This window comes from Paenibacillus sp. 05T425 (genome assembly GCF_056396205.1).
The window spans coordinates 56,939-74,330 of sequence record NZ_JBFTLA010000002.1; the positions used below are offsets into that span (position 1 = coordinate 56,939).

Genomic DNA, 17,392 nt, shown 5'->3' on the forward strand with positions numbered 1-17,392 from the left:
ATGGATGGTCGTGGTGCTATGAGTCAATCCTCGTCCTTGTCGAGCAGCTTCTGTATGATTTGACGCTGGTAATCGATGAACGCTTCGGATGATGCCCAGCCGCGTTCGGACATTATAGTTTGATAGCGAAGCTTCTTGGCGGATAACTGGCCTTGAAGCTTTTTGCGTTCGGTATCGTTCTGGCAGGCGGATATGAGATCGCCAAGCGTGATCATTTCTTTGCGAAGCTGCATTTCCTCGGGAAGTACTCCGGCGTTCTTGAGCAGCTTGTAGCCAACTCGGAGCTCCTCTGGCACGTTATCCATATCGTCTGGAGGAAGCGGCTTGCCGGCGCCGGGCAGATTGTCGAATTCCCCTTTGCGCATGGCCTCGCGTATCTTCTCCTCGGCTAACGTACGAAAAATATCCATCTTCAATCAACTCCTTTAGCAGTAGTTTATCACAAATCAATGCTAGTCAAATAAGCAGAATAAAGGATTTGCAGGGCAGTTGGGCGATGAGGGGCTTCGCTTCACATATCGGGTTATTTTCTGCTATGCTGGGAGCAACATTTAAAAGGATGTGTAACGTAATTTATGCATATACAGATAGCGGCGGTTGGCAAGCTGAAGGAAAAATATTTGGTGCTTGGCATCGCGGAGTATGCCAAGCGGCTCGGGCCTTACGTGAAGCTTACGCTCACGGAAGTGCCCGATGAGAAGGCGCCGGAGACGATGAGTCCGGCGGAGGAAGCGATTGTGCGCGACCGCGAGGGCGAGCGGCTTCTGGCGCAGCTGAAGCCGGACGCGCATGTCGTCGCGCTTGCCCTTGATGGCGAGCTGTGGTCGAGCGAGGATCTCGCGACGCAGCTCGACAAGTTGGCCACATACGGGCGGAGCCATGTGGCCTTTGTTATTGGCGGGAGCAACGGGCTCGCTCCCGCTGTTCTTCAGCGCGCCCAGCAGAAGCTCAGCTTCGGGCGCATGACGCTGCCGCACCAGCTTATGCGGCTGGTGCTGGTGGAGCAGATTTATCGGGCGGTGAAGATAAATCGGGGGGAACCGTATCACAAATAGGGCGAAATTCAGACAAGAACTTGCAGGGGTTTAATGACCAATGCCTGTCCAGAAAATCATACCGAGATGAGTAAAAGGCACCTGAACGGTGCCTTTCGATTTCGCTCATAGATGTTACCATCCGCACTGCGGCGGGCGAAAATTCAATTATTTGCAACAGGTTCGAATATTATTTTGGATCTTGACGGAGAGATAGGAGATGCCCTTTGCGGCGAGCAAAAATCAGCATAGGGATGGCGATCAACAGACTGATTATTACGGGTATTATCGAAGCTTCAAGACCGAATTTGCCTCCAGTGAGAAGGGCCGGGCCCGTAACTTCGACCGTGAAAAGACCTGGGGAGGTATGGCCTGATACGGGAATGCCTAAGAGTCCCTCTATTGCATTCCAAAAGAAATGGAGGCCTATGATAAACCAAACATTGCGCCGCCAAAGGAAGGCTGCACCCAGCAATACACCAGCTTCAATGGCAATAGAGAGGGCTCCCCAAGCCGTAGCTCCGGGGTTGCCTAGGTGAGCGACCCCAAAGAAGAGGGATGTTAGGGTCAGTGCAAGCAGGCTTCCACCCATTTTTTCAATTGCTTGAAAGGCAAGCCCCCGGAAGATTAATTCTTCTATGAAGGCACCGCCGAGTTGTGTGATGATGATAGGCCAAACGATAGAGCCGATGTTTTCGTTTGCCCACTTGAATGAATACCCATTAAATAGGACGATGAGGGCTGTTGAAACGATGATAAAGATAAGACCGACGACAGCACCGACAATAACTTCCGATATCGCACGCCGTTGGAACAGAAGCTCGGGAACCGGACGCCGCGCCAGATACTTCATCACAAGCCAATAGATAACGATTGCAACGGCACATCMGACAAGTGTCAGTATGACGGACCCTGGTGCTTTTAAATCTTTGGTTAACAAGTTGAATGCCACATTGGCGAGAATGATCCCAATCGCTCCCACGAGCATCCAGATGAGGGGGGATTGAAAGAACGCAACAAACGTAGACCTTCTCTTACCACTAAGCGCTTCATTGTTAGGTGTATTCGTTTTTCTCATTATCAGTGATCGCTCCTTTTCCTCTGACAGGATATCTATTTATGTTCCAATATACGTTAAAAAAGTCATGCGTCAGCAGTGCCGTTTCGTCATATCTTGGTCATATGACTTTAGCCAAATAAAAGCCGACATCCATTACGGTGTCGGCTGTGAGCAGATCTATTGTATGATCTCATTCTTCTTAATGGCGTGTTCTTTAAGGATCTATAATCCCTGTTTCCTTAGCCTTATAGGCAGCTTCTCTTCTTCCTTTCACATTCAATTTCGAATAAATATTCGAGATGTAATTTTTAACCGTACCTTCACTAAGATATAATGCCTTAGCGATATCCTGATTGCGCAAACCTAACGCCAGCTTGTGAAGAACTTCGACTTCGCGGACGCTAAGTCCGAATTCATTGTTTTTCTCAAGCAATCCGGGTTCCAAGGCCCTTGTATCCATAGTCGATGAAATACCACTTTTCAGCATGCTTTTAATCATTTTGTCTGCCATTTCTGGCGAAATGAGTGTGCCTCCTGTGTGAACCACTCGTATGCCGGCTATAAGGTTTTTGGGATGGATGGCTTTGAGTAGGAAGCCTTCAGCTCCATGACTTAATGCTGCCAGAACATATTCAACTTCTTTGTACGAAGTTAGAATAATAATTTTCGTTAACGGGAATCGGGGTTTGATCTTTTCTGTAGCAACAACGCCATCCATAATAGGCATATTTATATCCATGAGGATGATATCCGGTTGGGATCTTTCACAATAGTTGATAGCTTCTTCACCATTCTTAGCCAATCCCACAATCTCGATATCGTCTTCCATCTCTAGTACGATATTTAGACTTTCAAGGATCAATTCCTGATCATCAACGATGAGTACTTTAATTTTTGGCATACAACTTATCTCCTTTCAGTGGTATTTCGCATCTGACTTCAGCACCAGTGATCGCCAAGGCGGAGATTGAAAAGGTACCTCCCAGCATCTCAATCCGATTCTTCATTGTTGTCAGGCCGAACCCATACTCAAGCTTTTCTGGAGATTTTCCATTATTTCGAATGGAAACACACAAAGTTGATAGAGTAAACTGGAGCACCAACTCAATTTCCGATGCATTTCCATGCTTTAGTGCATTCGTAAAAGACTCTTGTATCACCCGAATTATCGATTGCCGCACATCGAAACTAATTGTCCGTTCTGTTCCCTTCAGCGTGAGGCGAATGACCGTTCCGGTATATTCTCGAAAGTTGTTGATGAGTCCCTGTGCTTGGTTTACTAGACTTATATTCTCTTCCTCCCCCATCTTGTGCACGATGTTCCTCATTTCATCCAAGTTTTGTTCCGTCAGTCCTCTTATACTAATCAATTTCTCCTTGGCTAGATTTGGTTTTTTGTCTAGAAGCGCAATAGCAGCATCGAGACTCATAATAAGGGAAATAAAAGAGTGTCCTAACGTGTCATGCATCTCCTTGGACATACGACTTCGTTCCTCCAGCAGAGTCATCCTTTCGATCTCGGCAGCATATTGGGTTAACAATTTATTTTGTTCGTCAATTTCTTTAGCTAATTTATTTTTCTCGTGATAGGCTGTGGCAATGAAATTGACCCAAATTCCGATAAAAGAGAAAAGAAGGTTATCTGAGCTTGAACCGAGCGCCAGGTCCCATGTAACTTTTCCGAATAACATGCTGGTAAAGGGCATTAACAATAGTACCGGCATGCTCCAGGCCGTCTTTCTGGTCAATAAGTAACCGATTGTAAGACTCGGGATAAGATAATCGACACTTCCCAACTGATCCGCCTGCGTGAACGATTTAATATAATAAGATCCTCCTAGCAATAGTTCAAKTAAGATGAACCATTCCTTGTTCTTCCTTAGCTGCGGAAACCAGAATAAAATAGGAATAGTAAAGGCCGCTAAGAGCCAAACGACGTCTACGAGCAATCGGGGTGAAAATTCACTCTCCATTACAATATGTAATAACAGCAAAATATAATTATAGGAGCGGAGCCCAAAGATACCCCAATCCATGAAATAAAAAACTTTTTTCACAGGTATCCGTCCTTTACCCAAGCATAATGAATGATTTCTTCTCAAATATACATTAAGTTTCAGAACCTCGTAATCACTTTCGTTATATTTTGTGACTCGGTGCAGAATGAAACGGACTAGCGTAATGTTGAGCGCTAGTCCGTTTCTGTTTGTTCATTTTTCGCCTTTTTCAACTGTTTTCGCTCAACATGGGCCAACCCCCATTGATGTAAGGTTTCCAACACCGGAGACAGGCTCATGCCGTATTCCGTGATGGAGTACTCCACTTTCGGCGGGATTTGCGGATAAATGACTCGTTTAACCAACTCTTCCTCCTCCAATTCGCGCAGATGGAGCGTAAGCATCCTTTGAGTAATATCGGGCATTAATCTTCTTAGCTCATTGAACCGCAAAGGTTTACCTTGAAGCAAATGATAAAGGATAATCGGCTTCCATTTGCCGACGATCGAATCCAGCGCCGCAACGAATTGACATTGGACAGGGTTCTTATGCATACGTTGGCCTCCGTTACAGTACCTTTTTTAATACTATACCACATTATTGTGCCTACTTACGATAAGTAAGTATATAGTATATGATCAACCTTGAAAGTGTACTTCATTTGATTATAGAAAGGAAGTTTTGATTATTCATGACTACTGTACTGTACATCACCGCGCATCCCCTTGATCCTCAGGAATCTTTTAGCCTCGCGGTAGGCAAAGCATTTATTGAAGCGTATCGTGAGGCAAATCCAACTGATGAAATTGTTCATTTGGATATGTACAAGGAGAATATTCCACAATTTGATGCCGATGTTTTACACGGTTGGGGAAAGCTTCGATCGGGTTCGTCTTTCGATCAACTGTCTGACGCCGAGAAATCAAAAGTAGCTCGTCTTGAGGCGATTGTTGATCAATACGTGGCTGCCGATAAATACGTGTATGTTTCCCCCATGTGGAATTTCTCGATCCCGCCGGTTTTGAAAGCATACACGGATGTGACTTCAATTCCGGGTAAGACGTTCAAATATACCAAAGATGGTCCTTTAGGTCTGTTGTCCGGCAAGAAAGCCTTACACATTCAAACTAGTGGTTCCGTTTATTCGGAAGGTCCTCTTGCTGCATATGAAATGGGATACAGCTATCTTACTAAGATTTTACAGTTCTATGGGATTCAATCTATTGAGGCAATTTTTGTTGAAGGAACGGCATCATTAGAGCAAGCTCCAGCTATTAAAGAAAAAGCAATTGCTCATGCTACAGATTTTGCCAAACGTTTCTAACTGAGGGGCATCGTTCTCGAGCCTAGGCTACAGCCGATTCACGCGGCCAATCTTCGGATCGCATATGAGAAAGTAACCGCAAGAAGAGTGATTGTTAAACTAGCGGTGGAAGGATTCTAAAACTTTTTGATGCCCGTGTTCCTGTTGGGAAACGGGCTTATTTGTGACAACTATAAGGCGCTCAAAAGGGTATCCCTTTAAATTCGCCGTCAGAGTGATACGGATATGTGGTTAGCGATAGTTCTATCCATCGTGTTTATTGCCGTACTATTAGCAGGTGCTGTGGCCGCTTCAAGACGTATGTGGACTAAATCATAATGAATGGAATTGACTCGAGTAATGCGACTTTACGAACAACTTACACAAATAACGGAAATAACTCCAATCCATCTAAACTGCCGGGGGATCTACAAAAGAAATTGGATACATTCATGGCCAAAAAGGATAACTTCAGCGGTGTCGTTCTCGTTGCCAAAGACGGTAACATTGTAATACAAGGATCACTATTATTGATAGGGGGCAGGATGATTATCTATATACTCTCCAAGTCTCCGGCTAAAGCAAAAACGCGCCTGAACCATTATGGTTTTGCGCGTTTTGCCGGGACGAAATACGTTGTCAGGACGGAATGTTCATAGCGGTCTGAATGTTTTTCAGATCGATCTGAATTTGCTCTGGAATATGGTAGGGATGGTATAGGCCCCGCTGCATCATGTAGATTGTTATCTTCTCATGGGAGTCTATGGCTTCGTCGAGCTGTTTCATCAAAATTTGCTTGATTTCGGGGGTGGCACATTCGGTCACGGCCATGGCGTAGTTTCTGACTCCGCTCTTGGCGTTCATAAAAAAATCCATTGCGATCACGTCATCGGTCAGCGTATTAAGCCCTGTCATGTGTTCTAATATTGTGTTCATGTTTTTATCTCCTATTGGGTCACTTTAGACAGCACTCCACCGAGCTCCTGAAGCTGCTGCTGTGATAATTGAACGTCTTGCTGCAAAATTTGCATGAGTTCTGGGTCGGTTACCAGAGCTTGCATGGTTTTGGATTTGGTCATGCAAACCGTCTTGAACGCAGCCATTTCATGAACCTCCAGCATCTCATGCAAAGCGTAATTGGAATTCATTCGGATTGTCCTCCCATGTATCTATCCATATTCAAGGCTTTAAGACGACTTTGATGCAATCGTCCGTTTTCGTATCGAACACTTCATAGCCGCGTTTGGCCTCGCTGAGCGGAATGACGTGCGTAACAATGTCTCCAGGGTCCACTTTCCCCGACGTAACCAACTCGTACATATACGGCATGTAGTGAATGACCGGAGCTTGTCCGGAACGGATATTCACGTTGCGCTGCATGATGTCGCCGAGCGGGAATCCGTTATAGCGTCCGCCGTATACCCCGGTAACTTGGATGGTCCCGCCTTTGCGGACAGCCTGAGACGCAATGATAAATGCGCTCATGGTGCCACCTTGCAGTTTCAAACCGCTGGCTAGAAATTCGAGATCGCTCATCTTGCCGTCCATTCCTACCGCATCGATCACGACATCGGCGCCGCCTTTGGTCATTTCCTTGAGATTGTTGCCGATATTCATATCCTGTTCGAAGTTTACGATTTCCACATTGTTCGTTCGCTTCGCATGCTGTAAGCGGTAATCGACATAGTCGACGGCTATGACCCGCTTTGCTCCTTTAAGCCAGCAGAATTTCTGGGCCAGAAGTCCGACCGGACCGCAGCCGAGCACGATGACCGTATCTCCATTCTTTACGCCGGCGTTATCTACGCTCCAGAATGCCGTCGTCATGGCATCGGCGATCAAGCTTAGCTTTTCGTCCGGTTGTTCGCAGTTTTCGGGAATCTTGAAGTGGGTAAAATTTGCGAACGGGACTCGTAAGTACTCGGCTTGCCCGCCAGGATATCCGCCGGTCGTTCCGGAGTAGCCGAAATATGCGCCCATATCCCCGTGTTCGTTTGAATTGTCACATTGGCTTTCCAGCTGATTTTTGCAAAAAAAGCATTCTCCGCATGCGATGTTAAACGGGATGATCACACGGTCGCCTTTCTTTACCTTTGTCACGTCGGGGCCTACCTCTTCTACGATCCCCATCGGTTCATGCCCGATGACATAATTCTCCTGAAGGTTAGGGATCATCCCGTGAATAAGGTGAAGGTCGGAACCGCAAATAGCGGTACTGGTGATCTTTACGATCATATCGTCCGGTTTCAGAATCTTCGGATCCGGCACCTCTTTGACCACGACATTTTTAATCCCTTGATAAGTTACCGCCTTCATGCTTTATGTCCTCCAATATGTTCATCTGGGATCCGATCAAACATCCCTTTACGTGACGTATCGCCTGGGAACAAATTCATCTGCCCGATCATCACCGTATTTTTCGCCGAAAGCTGGTCGAGTTGGTACTGTTCGTTCAGCTCGTAAGGGTGGAACCATTTTTTGCGAATCATGAGCTCCGTAATTTCGTGGTGCATTGCAATACCCTGCTTAAGATGATTGCGCAGCAATGCTCTTACATCCGGAGAAGCCGTTTCCGTAAGGGCGATGGACAAATTTCGCACACCCTCCTTGGCACGAAGAAGGAAGTCCATTGCAAAAGTCATATCGGCCATTTCCGGCATATTTAATGAATTAATCGGGTCTAAATAATCGGAATTCATTTGCGTTCCCCTTTAATGTGTTATAGGTGTCGGGCTATTCGGAACAGGCGCTTGGAAAGGAGCTCTTGCGTAGATTGCTTGCAGCTCGGCGATCTGTTGTGTGGATTGAATGACGTCTTTCTGCATTAACGCTTTTAGCTCTTGGTCAAAGACCAAGCCTTGCATAAGTTTTGACTTAGCGAGGCAAAGCGTTTTAAAGTTTAATGCTTCATGCAGTTCCATCGATTCGTGCGGCGCTAGCGTTGGCGTATTCATGGAGAAATTATCACCTCCTTTTTTTTCATCAACGTTAGATTTTCCGACGCATCGGATCTTATACTAAAATGGATTGCCGGAAATGTAGGATCCGAATATTCCCATGCAGTCTCAGGAATATAAATAAAATCTCAACCGCATACTTATTTCTGTTTAAATTAATGATCTTGCTCAAGGGAGGAGAACTCGCTTTGCCCAATGAAAACAAAATTGATCTAGCTACCGAAAATGCAAGAAAACCGGCAGGAGGTACACTTAACTCGAGCGGCAATACGCTGGAGCAGCATTCATCTAACGCGGTTTCTGAGGCACAAACGGCTTTAAATCAGGCGATAAGCTCGATAAGTGAATCTAATGCGGCAACAAATTCACAAGCTTTGGAGACGGCCCGGCAGCAGTTGACCCAAGCAGAGGAATTTTTAGATCAAGCGCAAACTTCGGCAAACGCATTACGTCTGCCGGACCAACAATAGGCCTTGGCGCAGGTATGGTCGTCTGTCTATGTCGAGAAATACGCGTCGGATGATGTTTTCCGAATTTACGCCGATACTCTCCGCATGGGCAAATGACCTACGTTGCCGCACGGAGGAACGTATTTGCCATAGACACGGAGAGTCTCCGTCAGAAAGCTTCGGCTTGCGCCGAAGCTTTTTGTTTCTTACGATGTCTCGGACATTTTCAGAAAAACTTCATACGGAAGTGTGATAAGCCGCCACGTAAAATGCGATTGGCGGCTTATTTATCTCCCTAACAAGTTCAAAACCAGCTCCGCCAAGAATCTGTCGAAATTTCGCCGTTAGCCCCGTTACGGCGAACCTTACCACAAGTAGGGCGAATTCATGATGTGACGAGTCGTTAAGACGTCAATTCTTTACTGATCGTTCTCAATATGCTATATTGATAACTGGAGGGAGATATAAATGGCGAGAAGCAAAGAGTTTGAAGAGAACGCGGTATTGGATAAAGCGATGAGACTCTTCTGGGAACAAGGTTACGAGAAGACGTCCATGACCGATCTGGTCGAGCGCATGGGAATCCATCGAAGAAGCTTGTATGACACATTTGGAGACAAACATATGTTGTTTCTAAAAGCGATGGATCGTTTTGGCGAGAAAATCAATGCCGAGCTTGCATCTGGAATTAAACGTTCCAACACTGCGACGGAAGCTCTTCAGTTTATATTTGGCTTCATGATTGATGGACAAGCAGACTCGCCTTCCGGCTGTTTAATGGTGAATTCCGCAGTAGAATTGGCAGTACGCGATGCCGATGTTGATGCCAAGCTGACTAAGGCGTTTACAATAGCAGAGCAGCAGCTCAAGGAAATTATTGTCTGGGGGCAGCGTGACGGCGAATTCAACACGGATTACGATGCCGGAGAATTGGCAGAATACCTGCATAATGTGTGGGTTGGTTTAAGGGCAATGGCAAGAATGTCGGTTGCCAAAGAAAAACTTCACCGTACCGCACATACATCTATGAAACTTTTAGAGAGGTGATGTTTTTTTAGTTATATTAGAACGATCATTCTCAAAAACGTGCCGAAACTAACAAGGAGGAACAATCAATGTCTAATCAAGCGAAGATGAGAGTTATGGTAATTGACAAATACGGGAAATTTCCGCTCAGATCAACTGACATTCCAATTCCCGCAGTAGGCGAGCACGATTTGCTGGTGGAAATCCATGCGGCCAGCGTGAACCCCCTCGATCTTCTTGTGCGAGATGGTAAAATCAATGTCCTGCTGAAATACGATATGCCCCATGTATTAGGATATGATTTTGCGGGTGTTGTTCTTCAAGCGGGAAGGAGGGTTACAAAATTCAAGGTCGGTGATGAAGTATACGGCCGATCAAGCAAGGGCGGAACCTTCGCTGAATATATCTCCGTGAATGAATACGATATTGCCCTAAAGCCTCGCAACCTTACCTTCGAGGAAGCGGCGTCCATTCCATTGGTTGGGCTTACCTCCTATCAAGTATTGCATGAAAAATTGAAATTAAAGGCCGGACAGAAGGTATTGATTCAAGCGGGTTCCGGCGGAGTCGGTACTTTTGCTATCCAACTTGCCAAAGTGATGGGACTTTATGTCGCAACAACGACGAGCGAAGCTGGAGCCAAATTGGTCGAATCGCTTGGAGCTGATCGCATCATCAATTACAAAACAGAACAATTCGATGTGCTGTTACAAGATTATGATGCCGTCTTCGATACCAAAGGCGGAGAGACTTTAGAGAAGGCTTTTAAAATGGTCAAAAAGCAAGGTCAAATCGTATCCGTCGTAGGACCGCCCAATGCGCGCTTCGGAGAAGAGGAGCGGGCCGGCTTCGTCAAAACGAATCTATTTCGATTGGTTGCCCGGAAGATTACTAAATTAGAGAAAAAATATAAGGTCAAGTACAGCTTCCTGTTTATGAAACCAAACGGCAAACAATTAGAGATCCTCACCAAATGGATCGAAAACGATGAAATAAAGCCCGTTATTGATCGAATTTATCCTTTTGAAGACACCCAGAAAGCGATTGAGCACTCCGAATCAGGCAGAGCAAAAGGGAAGATCATCGTAAAAATCAGGTAACCTCCGCTTTAAAACAAACCATGCTAAGGAGCGAATAATTATGAAAATTTCTGAACAAGTTGCCTTTGTTACAGGCGCGAACCGAGGTTTTGGCCGCCATCTGGCTATTGAGCTTGTATCCAGAGGAGCTAAGGTGTATGCCGCGGCTAGAAATCTGGAGTCCATTGACATCCCAGGCGTAATTCCAGTTAAATTGGATATCACTAACCCACAAGAAGTAGCTGAAGCTGCTGCTACCGCGAAAGATGTAACGATTCTGATCAACAATGCAGGCGTATCTACAGGCGCTTCCTTGCTTGACGGCGATCTCGATCACATCCATCTAGAATTCAATACGCACTTTTTCGGCACCCTGTCCATGATTCGTTCTTTCGCACCTATCCTTGCGAATAACGGGGGAGGGTCCATACTGAATATTCTCTCCGCCTTATCTTGGTTAAGCACGGGAAGCATAGGAGCATATTCGGCTGCGAAGGCGGCAGAGTGGGCACTGACGAACGATCTGCGCATCAGTCTGTATCCTCAAAAAATTCGAATAGCCGGCCTGCATGTTGGATACATGGAGACAGATATGACCTCAGGCGTTAATGCTCCTAAGTCAAACCCTGCGGAGATCGCAAAAATCGCTATTGATGGAATCGAATCCGGAAGCTTTGAGATTCTTGCCGATGATTTAAGCCGCATGATCCAAAGCGCGTTGGCCGGCGGTGTAGCTGCGATTTATCCGAATTTGGCATAACACAACACCATGCACATGCGTCTACGGGGCATATTCTGCACGGCCTAAGCACAGGAATTTATGACTTGAATGTCGAAGTTACTCCTAATTACTCATTTTCTGTATTATGGGGGGCTTTCGATGATTGCCGCAACGAAGATACACATCCCTTATGAACGGCATACCTTGCTTGCCCGTGCCGATCTGCTTCGTCTGCTTGACGAGGGCATGGACGCGAAGCTGACGCTCTTATTTGCTCCATCTGGTTATGGGAAAACGACGGCTCTAAGCGAATGGGCTAAACAAAGCGGCAAGCTTGTCGCTTGGGTGTCACTGAGCAAGCAGGACGATGATTGGATCACCTTCTGGAACATGGTCATCGTTTCGATCCAGAATCATGTCGACGCCTTTGGCCTGACCGTGTTGCCTCTGCTGGCGGAGGGGCCTTCTGCATCTTCCGCATCGATGGAGCCGGCGATGACTGCGCTGATCAACGAGTTGAACCAATTGCCGGACGAGCTGGTCGTCATGTTCGACGATTATCATCTGGCGACAATGCCGGCAATCCAGAAGTCGATGAGCTACTTGCTGGAACACCTCCCAAACCATATTCATTTATATATTGCAAGCCGCAACGACCTCCCCTTCCCGACAGCAAGATTATTTGCGAAAGGCGAGATGCGGAGGATTACGATCGAGCAGCTGCGGTTCCGACTAGAAGAAGCCAACGATTTCTTCCGAGAGACGACGGAGTTGCGACTGTCGGCTGAGCAGCTCCATATGCTGTATGACCAAACCGAGGGTTGGATTTGCGGCTTGCGGCTTGCGGCCATTTCACTGAAACGAAGCGGAAATATGACGGAATCCATCCGTCAATTCAGCGGCCATCAGCAGCACATATCCGATTACTTGCTGGAGGAAGTCATTCGCGATCTGCCGGAGGCGATGCGCGATTTTTTGCTGCAAACTTCCGTGTTAAGCCAGATGAATTATGCATTGTGCGAGGCGGTAACCGGTCAAGCGAGAGGTCAGCAGCAGTTGGAACAGCTGGAGCAGCTTCAGCTATTCATCATTCCTCTGGACGATGGGCGCAACTGGTATCGTTATCACCATCTGTTGTCTGATTTCCTGCAGTCGATGCTTGCTCGAAAACAACCCGAGCTATGGGTTCAGTCGAATACGCGTGCTGCGCAATGGCTCGAACATAACGGGTATATTGTAGAAGCGGCGGAACATTTTTTGGTGGGACGGCAATATGAGGATGTCGCTCGCCTAATCGAATTGCATCTGTACGAGCTTCTTGGAGGCAAGAACACCGTCGTTGCTCGTTGGGTGATGCAAGTGCCTGAGCAATATATAGCGAGTAGACCGCTTGTTGAGCTTTTTTATTTGTTCGTGATGGTCGGCGTTCGGCAGTTTCATCACATTCCGGATCGAGCGGAACGGCTTCGTATTCGTTTCGAAGCTTTGAAGGATCAAATGGATGCTGACGTATGGCGTAAGACCATGGGGGACATCTATTATGTCTGCGGTACGGCTGCCTATGTGAAAAAAGATCTTCAGAGCACGGCTGACTATTTTATCCGTGGAGATACGTTTGCGCCCGCACATGAACAAAGCTTGTTTATTCAAGGCGGAAACAATAAGCATTATTCGGTTGAAGAGTTTGAAGACCATCTGAGTTACATTAACGATTACCAGGGTGCGGCACAATTTTTCATAAGAATGATCGAGTATTGGCGGGAACACGTTAACCATCCGTATGCGACGCCGATGTATGCTTCCTATGCCAAGGTATTGTACGAGTGGAATCGGCTGAAGGAAGCGGAGGAATGGCTGAGCCGCGTTATGCATGCASACGGATTCGATCCGGTTCCCCGCAATCGGTATCAGCTCGTTGTGGCTGCTTCTAGAATTCAGCATGCAAAGGGGAACTCACTAGAGGCAGCGGCGCTGCTAGAACAACTGAAGCTGAAGATTGATTCACCCGACTATGAAATCTTCATACGCAAAATCGAAGCGGAGCAGGTGAGCTTGGCGGTGCGTGAAGGCGATATCACGTCTGCTCAGCTATGGTTGAAGCAATGCGGGATGTCGCACTCGGACGAAGCAACGCTGGACCAAGTTTCTGAACAATTGGCGCTTGTTCGCGTGCTGGCTGCATGCGAACAATTCGAATCGGCGTTATCTCTCGCAGAGCGAATCTATCATCTGTTAAAGAAGGAAGACCGTCTGAGGGACCGCATTCACATTCTGATCGTACAAAGCATGACGTACTATCGCGACAACCAGCTGGAGTCGGCGCTTGCGAAGCTGGGTGCGGCTTTGCGTCTGGCCAAACCTCAAGGGTTCATTCGCAGCTTCGTAGAAGAGGGTTCCGCTATGGCAGAGCTGTTGTCTATTTATGTGCAGTCGTATGGAGACAAAGATGCGGGATCGATGGATGCATCAAGTTATGCGAGTCTCTTGCTGCAAGCGTTCCATGTTCATAAAGCACATCCGCGAATGAAAATCCGATGCTTCGGGCGTCTGCGCGTGGAGACAGAGAACGGCACTGCGATCAAATGGCGAACGTCCAAAACCGAGGAATTGATGGCATTTCTCATTCACCATCGCGGCGAGGTGGTGAGCAGAGACCAAATTCTCGATCGTTTGTGGGGAGAGGTAGAGGTAGATCGGGCAGGGGCGCAGTTTAATACAACGACTCACTATTTGCGCAAAGCTTTAAGTCAAATCGGGCTTGAAGGTATCGTTCAGCACGTGGAAGGCGGTTACCGAATCGATATGAGCCAATTGCACTGTGATCTTAATGAGTGGGATCGTATGCTGGCCACGCATGCGCAAATTGACGACCTAAAGCTGCGTGACTATGCCGCTGAGCTCGTTCAATTATACGGAGAGGGCTATATGGCAAGCACTTCGTACGAATGGGCAGAGCCGACGCGAGTTCGCCTGGAAAGCGAGTATGTCGCGAGCTTGCTACGCCTTCATGAACGTGAGGAGAAGAAGGGGCAATATGCTGCGGCTGCGGATCTGCTGAGGAAGGCGCTTGTCCATGATCCGCTGAATGAGTCCATTCATGAACGGCTCATTCGCGTGCTGGTTTTGTCGGATGACCGCATTGCGGCGATCAAGCAATATGAGGCGTTAAGGATGCTGCTGCTGACGGAGTTCGGGATTGAGCCGAAAGAAACGGCCAGGAGATTGCTGGAAACGAATTGAATCGTTTTGCTCCATATAGGGAGTATCCCAAAGTTATGAAAAATAACGGAGGGATACTCCTTTTCACTAGCACTTGTTTAGGATTTGTTTAGACTGGCTGTGATATGGTGTAGCAGAAATCGACAATATTTTTGCCGAAAAGATTAGAAACAGTCAGAATATTTCTGGATTGTGTGAACATCAGAAGGGATGAATCCGATGAAAAAAAGAATTTTGAGTTTCTCGATAGCGGCTCTACTGGGATTAAATGTTGCCTTTGGCTTTCCCGCTAACGCGGCAACCAAGACTTCTGCCGACTTTACCGATCTAAAGGATCTGGATGCGGCAACGAAAGCGAAGTTCGATGCCATGATCAGCGCTGGGATTTTCGATGGCGTCAGCGATACGACGTTCGGGCTCAAAGAGGAGATGAACCGCGCACAGTTCGCAAAGGTTGCGGCATTGATTACGGGCATTGAAGTCAATAAAGATCTGAAGACGTCCAGTTTCAGCGACGTCAAGGCAGATGATGCCAACGGTTATGCGTTGCCTTACATTGAAGCGCTCAAAACGGCCGGCATTACGGCTGGTTATGGCGAAGGCACATACAATCCGGCCGGAAAAGTAACCAAAGAGCAGTTGGCCGCGTTCTTGGTCCGAGTGTTAGGCAAGGACGCGGAAGCAAAAGCGAAGACTGGCGACGATAGTACGGTATCCGACTGGGCGCAGGGTTATGTCGCCGAGGCGTTGCAACTAAAACTATTGCCAAATGGCACAGACGGAACGTTCGGCGGCCAAGCCAACGCAACGCGCGATCTGCTCCTTACAGGCGCATACGAAGCCAAGCAACAGTACGTTGCACCTGGGAAAGTGAGCCTCACGGGAGCGAAAGCGGTCGGAGCAAAGAAGATCAACGTGACCTTCAATAAGCCTGTCGACACACAAAAGGCGAAGCTCACTGTCTCGAAGGGGAGTGCCTCGGTCACGTGGTCGGATGATAAGAAGAGTGCTACCTTGACCTTTGAGGACAGTTTGGTGGCAGGGGAGTATACCGTTACTTTGTCTGGTCTTGATGCTGCGGATGTGGACAAGGTTACCGCAAGTTTGACAGTAGAAGCCGAGACAGTCACCAAGATTGAATTTGCCTCTGCGTCCGACACGCTTGCCAACTCCAAAGCGGTCGCTATTCCGTTTAAGGCTATCAATCAGTATGGCGAAACGGTTCAAGCTCCCAAACTAGATCTATATACTAATGTCACTGCCAAGATTGATCTCGATCGTATGGCAGTCATAGCGGATACCACGGAACCGGGGATCGAGCGGGGTTCGGTTGTACCTATAACTTTAATTGCTACAGACAACCAGGTTACTGTCACTAAAAACTTTAAAGTTGGGGATGCGCAACTTATTACAAAATTGGAATTGAGAGGCTCGCTTCGTGACTTGAACGGTCAAGAAGTAACGCAAGCTGAATGGTCTCGTAATTATCATGTGAACTTCGATGCGTTTGATCAATATGGTTATTTAATATTGCTGCCATCGTCTAACTTGTTGTCTGGGGTTAACGCCGCAGTCGTCCCGAATCTTCCAGCTTCCATTGGAACGATAAATACGGCGCCCACTGGTGAACCAGGCACCTTCTCGGTACCTTTCACAATGCCGAGAAAGGGTAAAGTCGGGGAATACGCCATTAATCTTTACGGAGGCTTTTCGTCTGTCACACTGAAATTCCATGTTGTGACTGAGCCGCCACAACCAACACCGGCACCAACTTCAACACCAAGACCGACACCAACACCAACACCAACACCAACACCAACACCAACACCTCCGGCTTCGGAGCCAGCACCATTGTTGAATATTAGTAACATCTCTTTTGGATCTAATGGGCCAGGCTTCGGAAATATTGCGGGAGTCATTACGTTGCCAGCGGGGGCTACCCAGTTGATGATTAGCACGAGCAGTTCGCCATTTGCGACTCCAACGGTCGGTGAGGTCATGTCCGGATACACGTCTTGTACCATGTCAGGAAACGTGCTACAAGGATATTGTAACTATAGCTATAGCAGTGAAACGTATTATGTTGCATTCGCAGCAACGGATGCTTCTGGTCAAGTGGTAGCATTCGCAACGACGCCGCCAATGAGCGGCACGCTACAGCAACCTGAACCTCAGCCGGAAGATGCAAATGTGACATTTACGCCGGTGCAAGCTGGACCTGTAACGTCACTATCATTAACATTTAATTCACCTGAACTGAGTCAAACAACACTTCAGAATATATCGACTCTTATTAGTTTAGTGGCTGTAGATAGTGGCAGCTCAAGTACAACGCTAACGGTTACTCAAGTTCAATGGAATACATTAATGCCAGGTATGCCGCAGCTCATCATTACACTGAATAATCCATCAACTTTCCTTCAACCCGGTGATACGATAAAGGTTACGTTCGCTCCAGGGGCCTTGATAGATTCGAATAATGTCCCTCTAACGACAACGGTATTCGAGACAACCGTTACCGCATTCTGATTTTAGCTTACATTTGAG

18 protein-coding genes are annotated in these 17,392 nt (G+C 47.1%); 8 read left to right on the forward strand and 10 right to left on the reverse strand.

Annotation, left to right across the window (positions count from 1 at the left end):
- Positions 1-23 precede the first annotated feature (23 nt).
- Positions 24-410, reverse strand: a complete 387-nt coding sequence (locus AC1DF0_RS04115; protein ID WP_442049824.1) for a DnaJ family domain-containing protein — start codon at positions 408-410, stop codon at positions 24-26.
- A gap of 165 nt (positions 411-575) precedes the next feature.
- Here AC1DF0_RS04115 and rlmH point away from each other — a divergent pair, with 165 nt between their 5' ends.
- Entirely contained in the window at positions 576-1,055 is a 480-nt protein-coding gene (rlmH, locus tag AC1DF0_RS04120; protein ID WP_337103875.1) for a 23S rRNA (pseudouridine(1915)-N(3))-methyltransferase RlmH, read from the forward strand.
- Between the two features lie 169 nt (positions 1,056-1,224).
- Here the strand turns inward: rlmH and AC1DF0_RS04125 are convergent, their stop codons facing one another.
- The 4 genes from AC1DF0_RS04125 to AC1DF0_RS04140 form a co-directional block, all read right to left on the reverse strand.
- The gene (locus tag AC1DF0_RS04125; protein WP_477573148.1) at positions 1,225-2,112 is read right to left on the reverse strand and encodes a CPBP family intramembrane glutamic endopeptidase; all 888 of its coding nucleotides are present in this window, start codon (positions 2,110-2,112) and stop codon (positions 1,225-1,227) included.
- A 196-nt stretch (positions 2,113-2,308) separates the two neighbouring features.
- Complete coding sequence (locus AC1DF0_RS04130; protein ID WP_477573149.1) at positions 2,309-2,995, reverse strand: response regulator transcription factor; 687 nt, start codon at positions 2,993-2,995, stop codon at positions 2,309-2,311.
- Positions 2,982-4,151, reverse strand: a complete 1,170-nt coding sequence (locus tag AC1DF0_RS04135; protein WP_477573150.1) for a sensor histidine kinase — start codon at positions 4,149-4,151, stop codon at positions 2,982-2,984. The genes AC1DF0_RS04130 and AC1DF0_RS04135 overlap by 14 nt, the downstream gene beginning before the upstream one ends.
- Positions 4,152-4,285: 134 nt before the next feature.
- Entirely contained in the window at positions 4,286-4,645 is a 360-nt protein-coding gene (locus AC1DF0_RS04140; protein ID WP_442049820.1) for a winged helix-turn-helix transcriptional regulator, read from the reverse strand.
- Positions 4,646-4,782: 137 nt separating this feature from the next.
- Between AC1DF0_RS04140 and AC1DF0_RS04145 the strand changes: the two genes are divergently transcribed.
- Positions 4,783-5,415 carry an NAD(P)H-dependent oxidoreductase gene (locus AC1DF0_RS04145; protein ID WP_477573151.1) on the forward strand — a complete coding sequence of 211 codons (633 nt, stop codon included), beginning with the start codon at positions 4,783-4,785 and terminating at the stop codon, positions 5,413-5,415.
- Positions 5,416-6,033: 618 nt separating this feature from the next.
- On the opposite strand, the gene AC1DF0_RS04150 is transcribed toward AC1DF0_RS04145, so the two are convergent.
- The 5 genes from AC1DF0_RS04150 to AC1DF0_RS04170 are packed head-to-tail and all read right to left on the reverse strand — an operon-like array spanning position 6,034 to position 8,348.
- Positions 6,034-6,330, reverse strand: coding sequence for a spore coat protein (locus AC1DF0_RS04150; protein WP_442049818.1), 297 nt, complete (start codon positions 6,328-6,330; stop codon positions 6,034-6,036).
- Positions 6,331-6,341: 11 nt separating this feature from the next.
- Positions 6,342-6,542: a hypothetical protein gene (locus AC1DF0_RS04155; protein WP_442049817.1), complete on the reverse strand. Its 201-nt coding sequence runs from the start codon at positions 6,540-6,542 to the stop codon at positions 6,342-6,344.
- Positions 6,543-6,573: 31 nt separating this feature from the next.
- Positions 6,574-7,710, reverse strand: a complete 1,137-nt coding sequence (locus AC1DF0_RS04160; protein WP_442049816.1) for a zinc-dependent alcohol dehydrogenase — start codon at positions 7,708-7,710, stop codon at positions 6,574-6,576.
- On the reverse strand, positions 7,707-8,093 hold the full coding sequence (locus tag AC1DF0_RS04165) for a spore coat protein (protein ID WP_442049815.1): 387 nt from the start codon (positions 8,091-8,093) through the stop codon (positions 7,707-7,709). Before AC1DF0_RS04165 ends, AC1DF0_RS04160 begins: the two co-directional genes overlap by 4 nt.
- A gap of 12 nt (positions 8,094-8,105) precedes the next feature.
- On the reverse strand, positions 8,106-8,348 hold the full coding sequence (locus AC1DF0_RS04170; RefSeq protein ID WP_171644152.1) for a spore gernimation protein GerQ: 243 nt from the start codon (positions 8,346-8,348) through the stop codon (positions 8,106-8,108).
- A 191-nt stretch (positions 8,349-8,539) separates the two neighbouring features.
- Here AC1DF0_RS04170 and AC1DF0_RS04175 point away from each other — a divergent pair, with 191 nt between their 5' ends.
- From AC1DF0_RS04175 to AC1DF0_RS04200, 6 genes are all read left to right on the forward strand, one after another.
- Positions 8,540-8,821 carry a hypothetical protein gene (locus tag AC1DF0_RS04175; RefSeq protein WP_477573152.1) on the forward strand — a complete coding sequence of 94 codons (282 nt, stop codon included), beginning with the start codon at positions 8,540-8,542 and terminating at the stop codon, positions 8,819-8,821.
- 447 nt (positions 8,822-9,268) lie between these two features.
- On the forward strand, positions 9,269-9,847 hold the full coding sequence (locus AC1DF0_RS04180; RefSeq protein WP_442049813.1) for a TetR/AcrR family transcriptional regulator: 579 nt from the start codon (positions 9,269-9,271) through the stop codon (positions 9,845-9,847).
- 86 nt (positions 9,848-9,933) lie between these two features.
- Entirely contained in the window at positions 9,934-10,926 is a 993-nt protein-coding gene (locus tag AC1DF0_RS04185; protein WP_442049873.1) for an NADP-dependent oxidoreductase, read from the forward strand.
- 40 nt (positions 10,927-10,966) lie between these two features.
- Positions 10,967-11,665 (forward strand): SDR family oxidoreductase, encoded by a 699-nt coding sequence (locus AC1DF0_RS04190; RefSeq protein WP_442049812.1) that lies wholly within the window; start codon positions 10,967-10,969, stop codon positions 11,663-11,665.
- A 120-nt stretch (positions 11,666-11,785) separates the two neighbouring features.
- Positions 11,786-14,866, forward strand: a complete 3,081-nt coding sequence (locus AC1DF0_RS04195) for a winged helix-turn-helix domain-containing protein (RefSeq protein WP_477573153.1) — start codon at positions 11,786-11,788, stop codon at positions 14,864-14,866.
- 198 nt (positions 14,867-15,064) lie between these two features.
- Positions 15,065-17,374, forward strand: a complete 2,310-nt coding sequence (locus AC1DF0_RS04200) for an S-layer homology domain-containing protein (protein WP_477573154.1) — start codon at positions 15,065-15,067, stop codon at positions 17,372-17,374.
- Positions 17,375-17,392 lie beyond the last annotated feature (18 nt).

Coding starts and splice junctions, on each gene's coding strand:
- AC1DF0_RS04140 (WP_442049820.1), bottom strand. CDS start 4,645: ATGCATAAGAACCCTGTCCAATGTCAATTCGTTGCGGCGCTGGATTCG.
- AC1DF0_RS04155 (WP_442049817.1), bottom strand. CDS start 6,542: ATGAATTCCAATTACGCTTTGCATGAGATGCTGGAGGTTCATGAAATG.
- AC1DF0_RS04160 (WP_442049816.1), bottom strand. CDS start 7,710: ATGAAGGCGGTAACTTATCAAGGGATTAAAAATGTCGTGGTCAAAGAG.
- AC1DF0_RS04190 (WP_442049812.1), top strand. CDS start 10,967: ATGAAAATTTCTGAACAAGTTGCCTTTGTTACAGGCGCGAACCGAGGT.
- rlmH (WP_337103875.1), top strand. CDS start 576: ATGCATATACAGATAGCGGCGGTTGGCAAGCTGAAGGAAAAATATTTG.
- AC1DF0_RS04185 (WP_442049873.1), top strand. CDS start 9,934: ATGAGAGTTATGGTAATTGACAAATACGGGAAATTTCCGCTCAGATCA.
- AC1DF0_RS04145 (WP_477573151.1), top strand. CDS start 4,783: ATGACTACTGTACTGTACATCACCGCGCATCCCCTTGATCCTCAGGAA.
- AC1DF0_RS04150 (WP_442049818.1), bottom strand. CDS start 6,330: ATGAACACAATATTAGAACACATGACAGGGCTTAATACGCTGACCGAT.
- AC1DF0_RS04115 (WP_442049824.1), bottom strand. CDS start 410: ATGGATATTTTTCGTACGTTAGCCGAGGAGAAGATACGCGAGGCCATG.
- AC1DF0_RS04130 (WP_477573149.1), bottom strand. CDS start 2,995: ATGCCAAAAATTAAAGTACTCATCGTTGATGATCAGGAATTGATCCTT.
- AC1DF0_RS04200 (WP_477573154.1), top strand. CDS start 15,065: ATGAAAAAAAGAATTTTGAGTTTCTCGATAGCGGCTCTACTGGGATTA.
- AC1DF0_RS04180 (WP_442049813.1), top strand. CDS start 9,269: ATGGCGAGAAGCAAAGAGTTTGAAGAGAACGCGGTATTGGATAAAGCG.
- AC1DF0_RS04170 (WP_171644152.1), bottom strand. CDS start 8,348: ATGAATACGCCAACGCTAGCGCCGCACGAATCGATGGAACTGCATGAA.
- AC1DF0_RS04165 (WP_442049815.1), bottom strand. CDS start 8,093: ATGAATTCCGATTATTTAGACCCGATTAATTCATTAAATATGCCGGAA.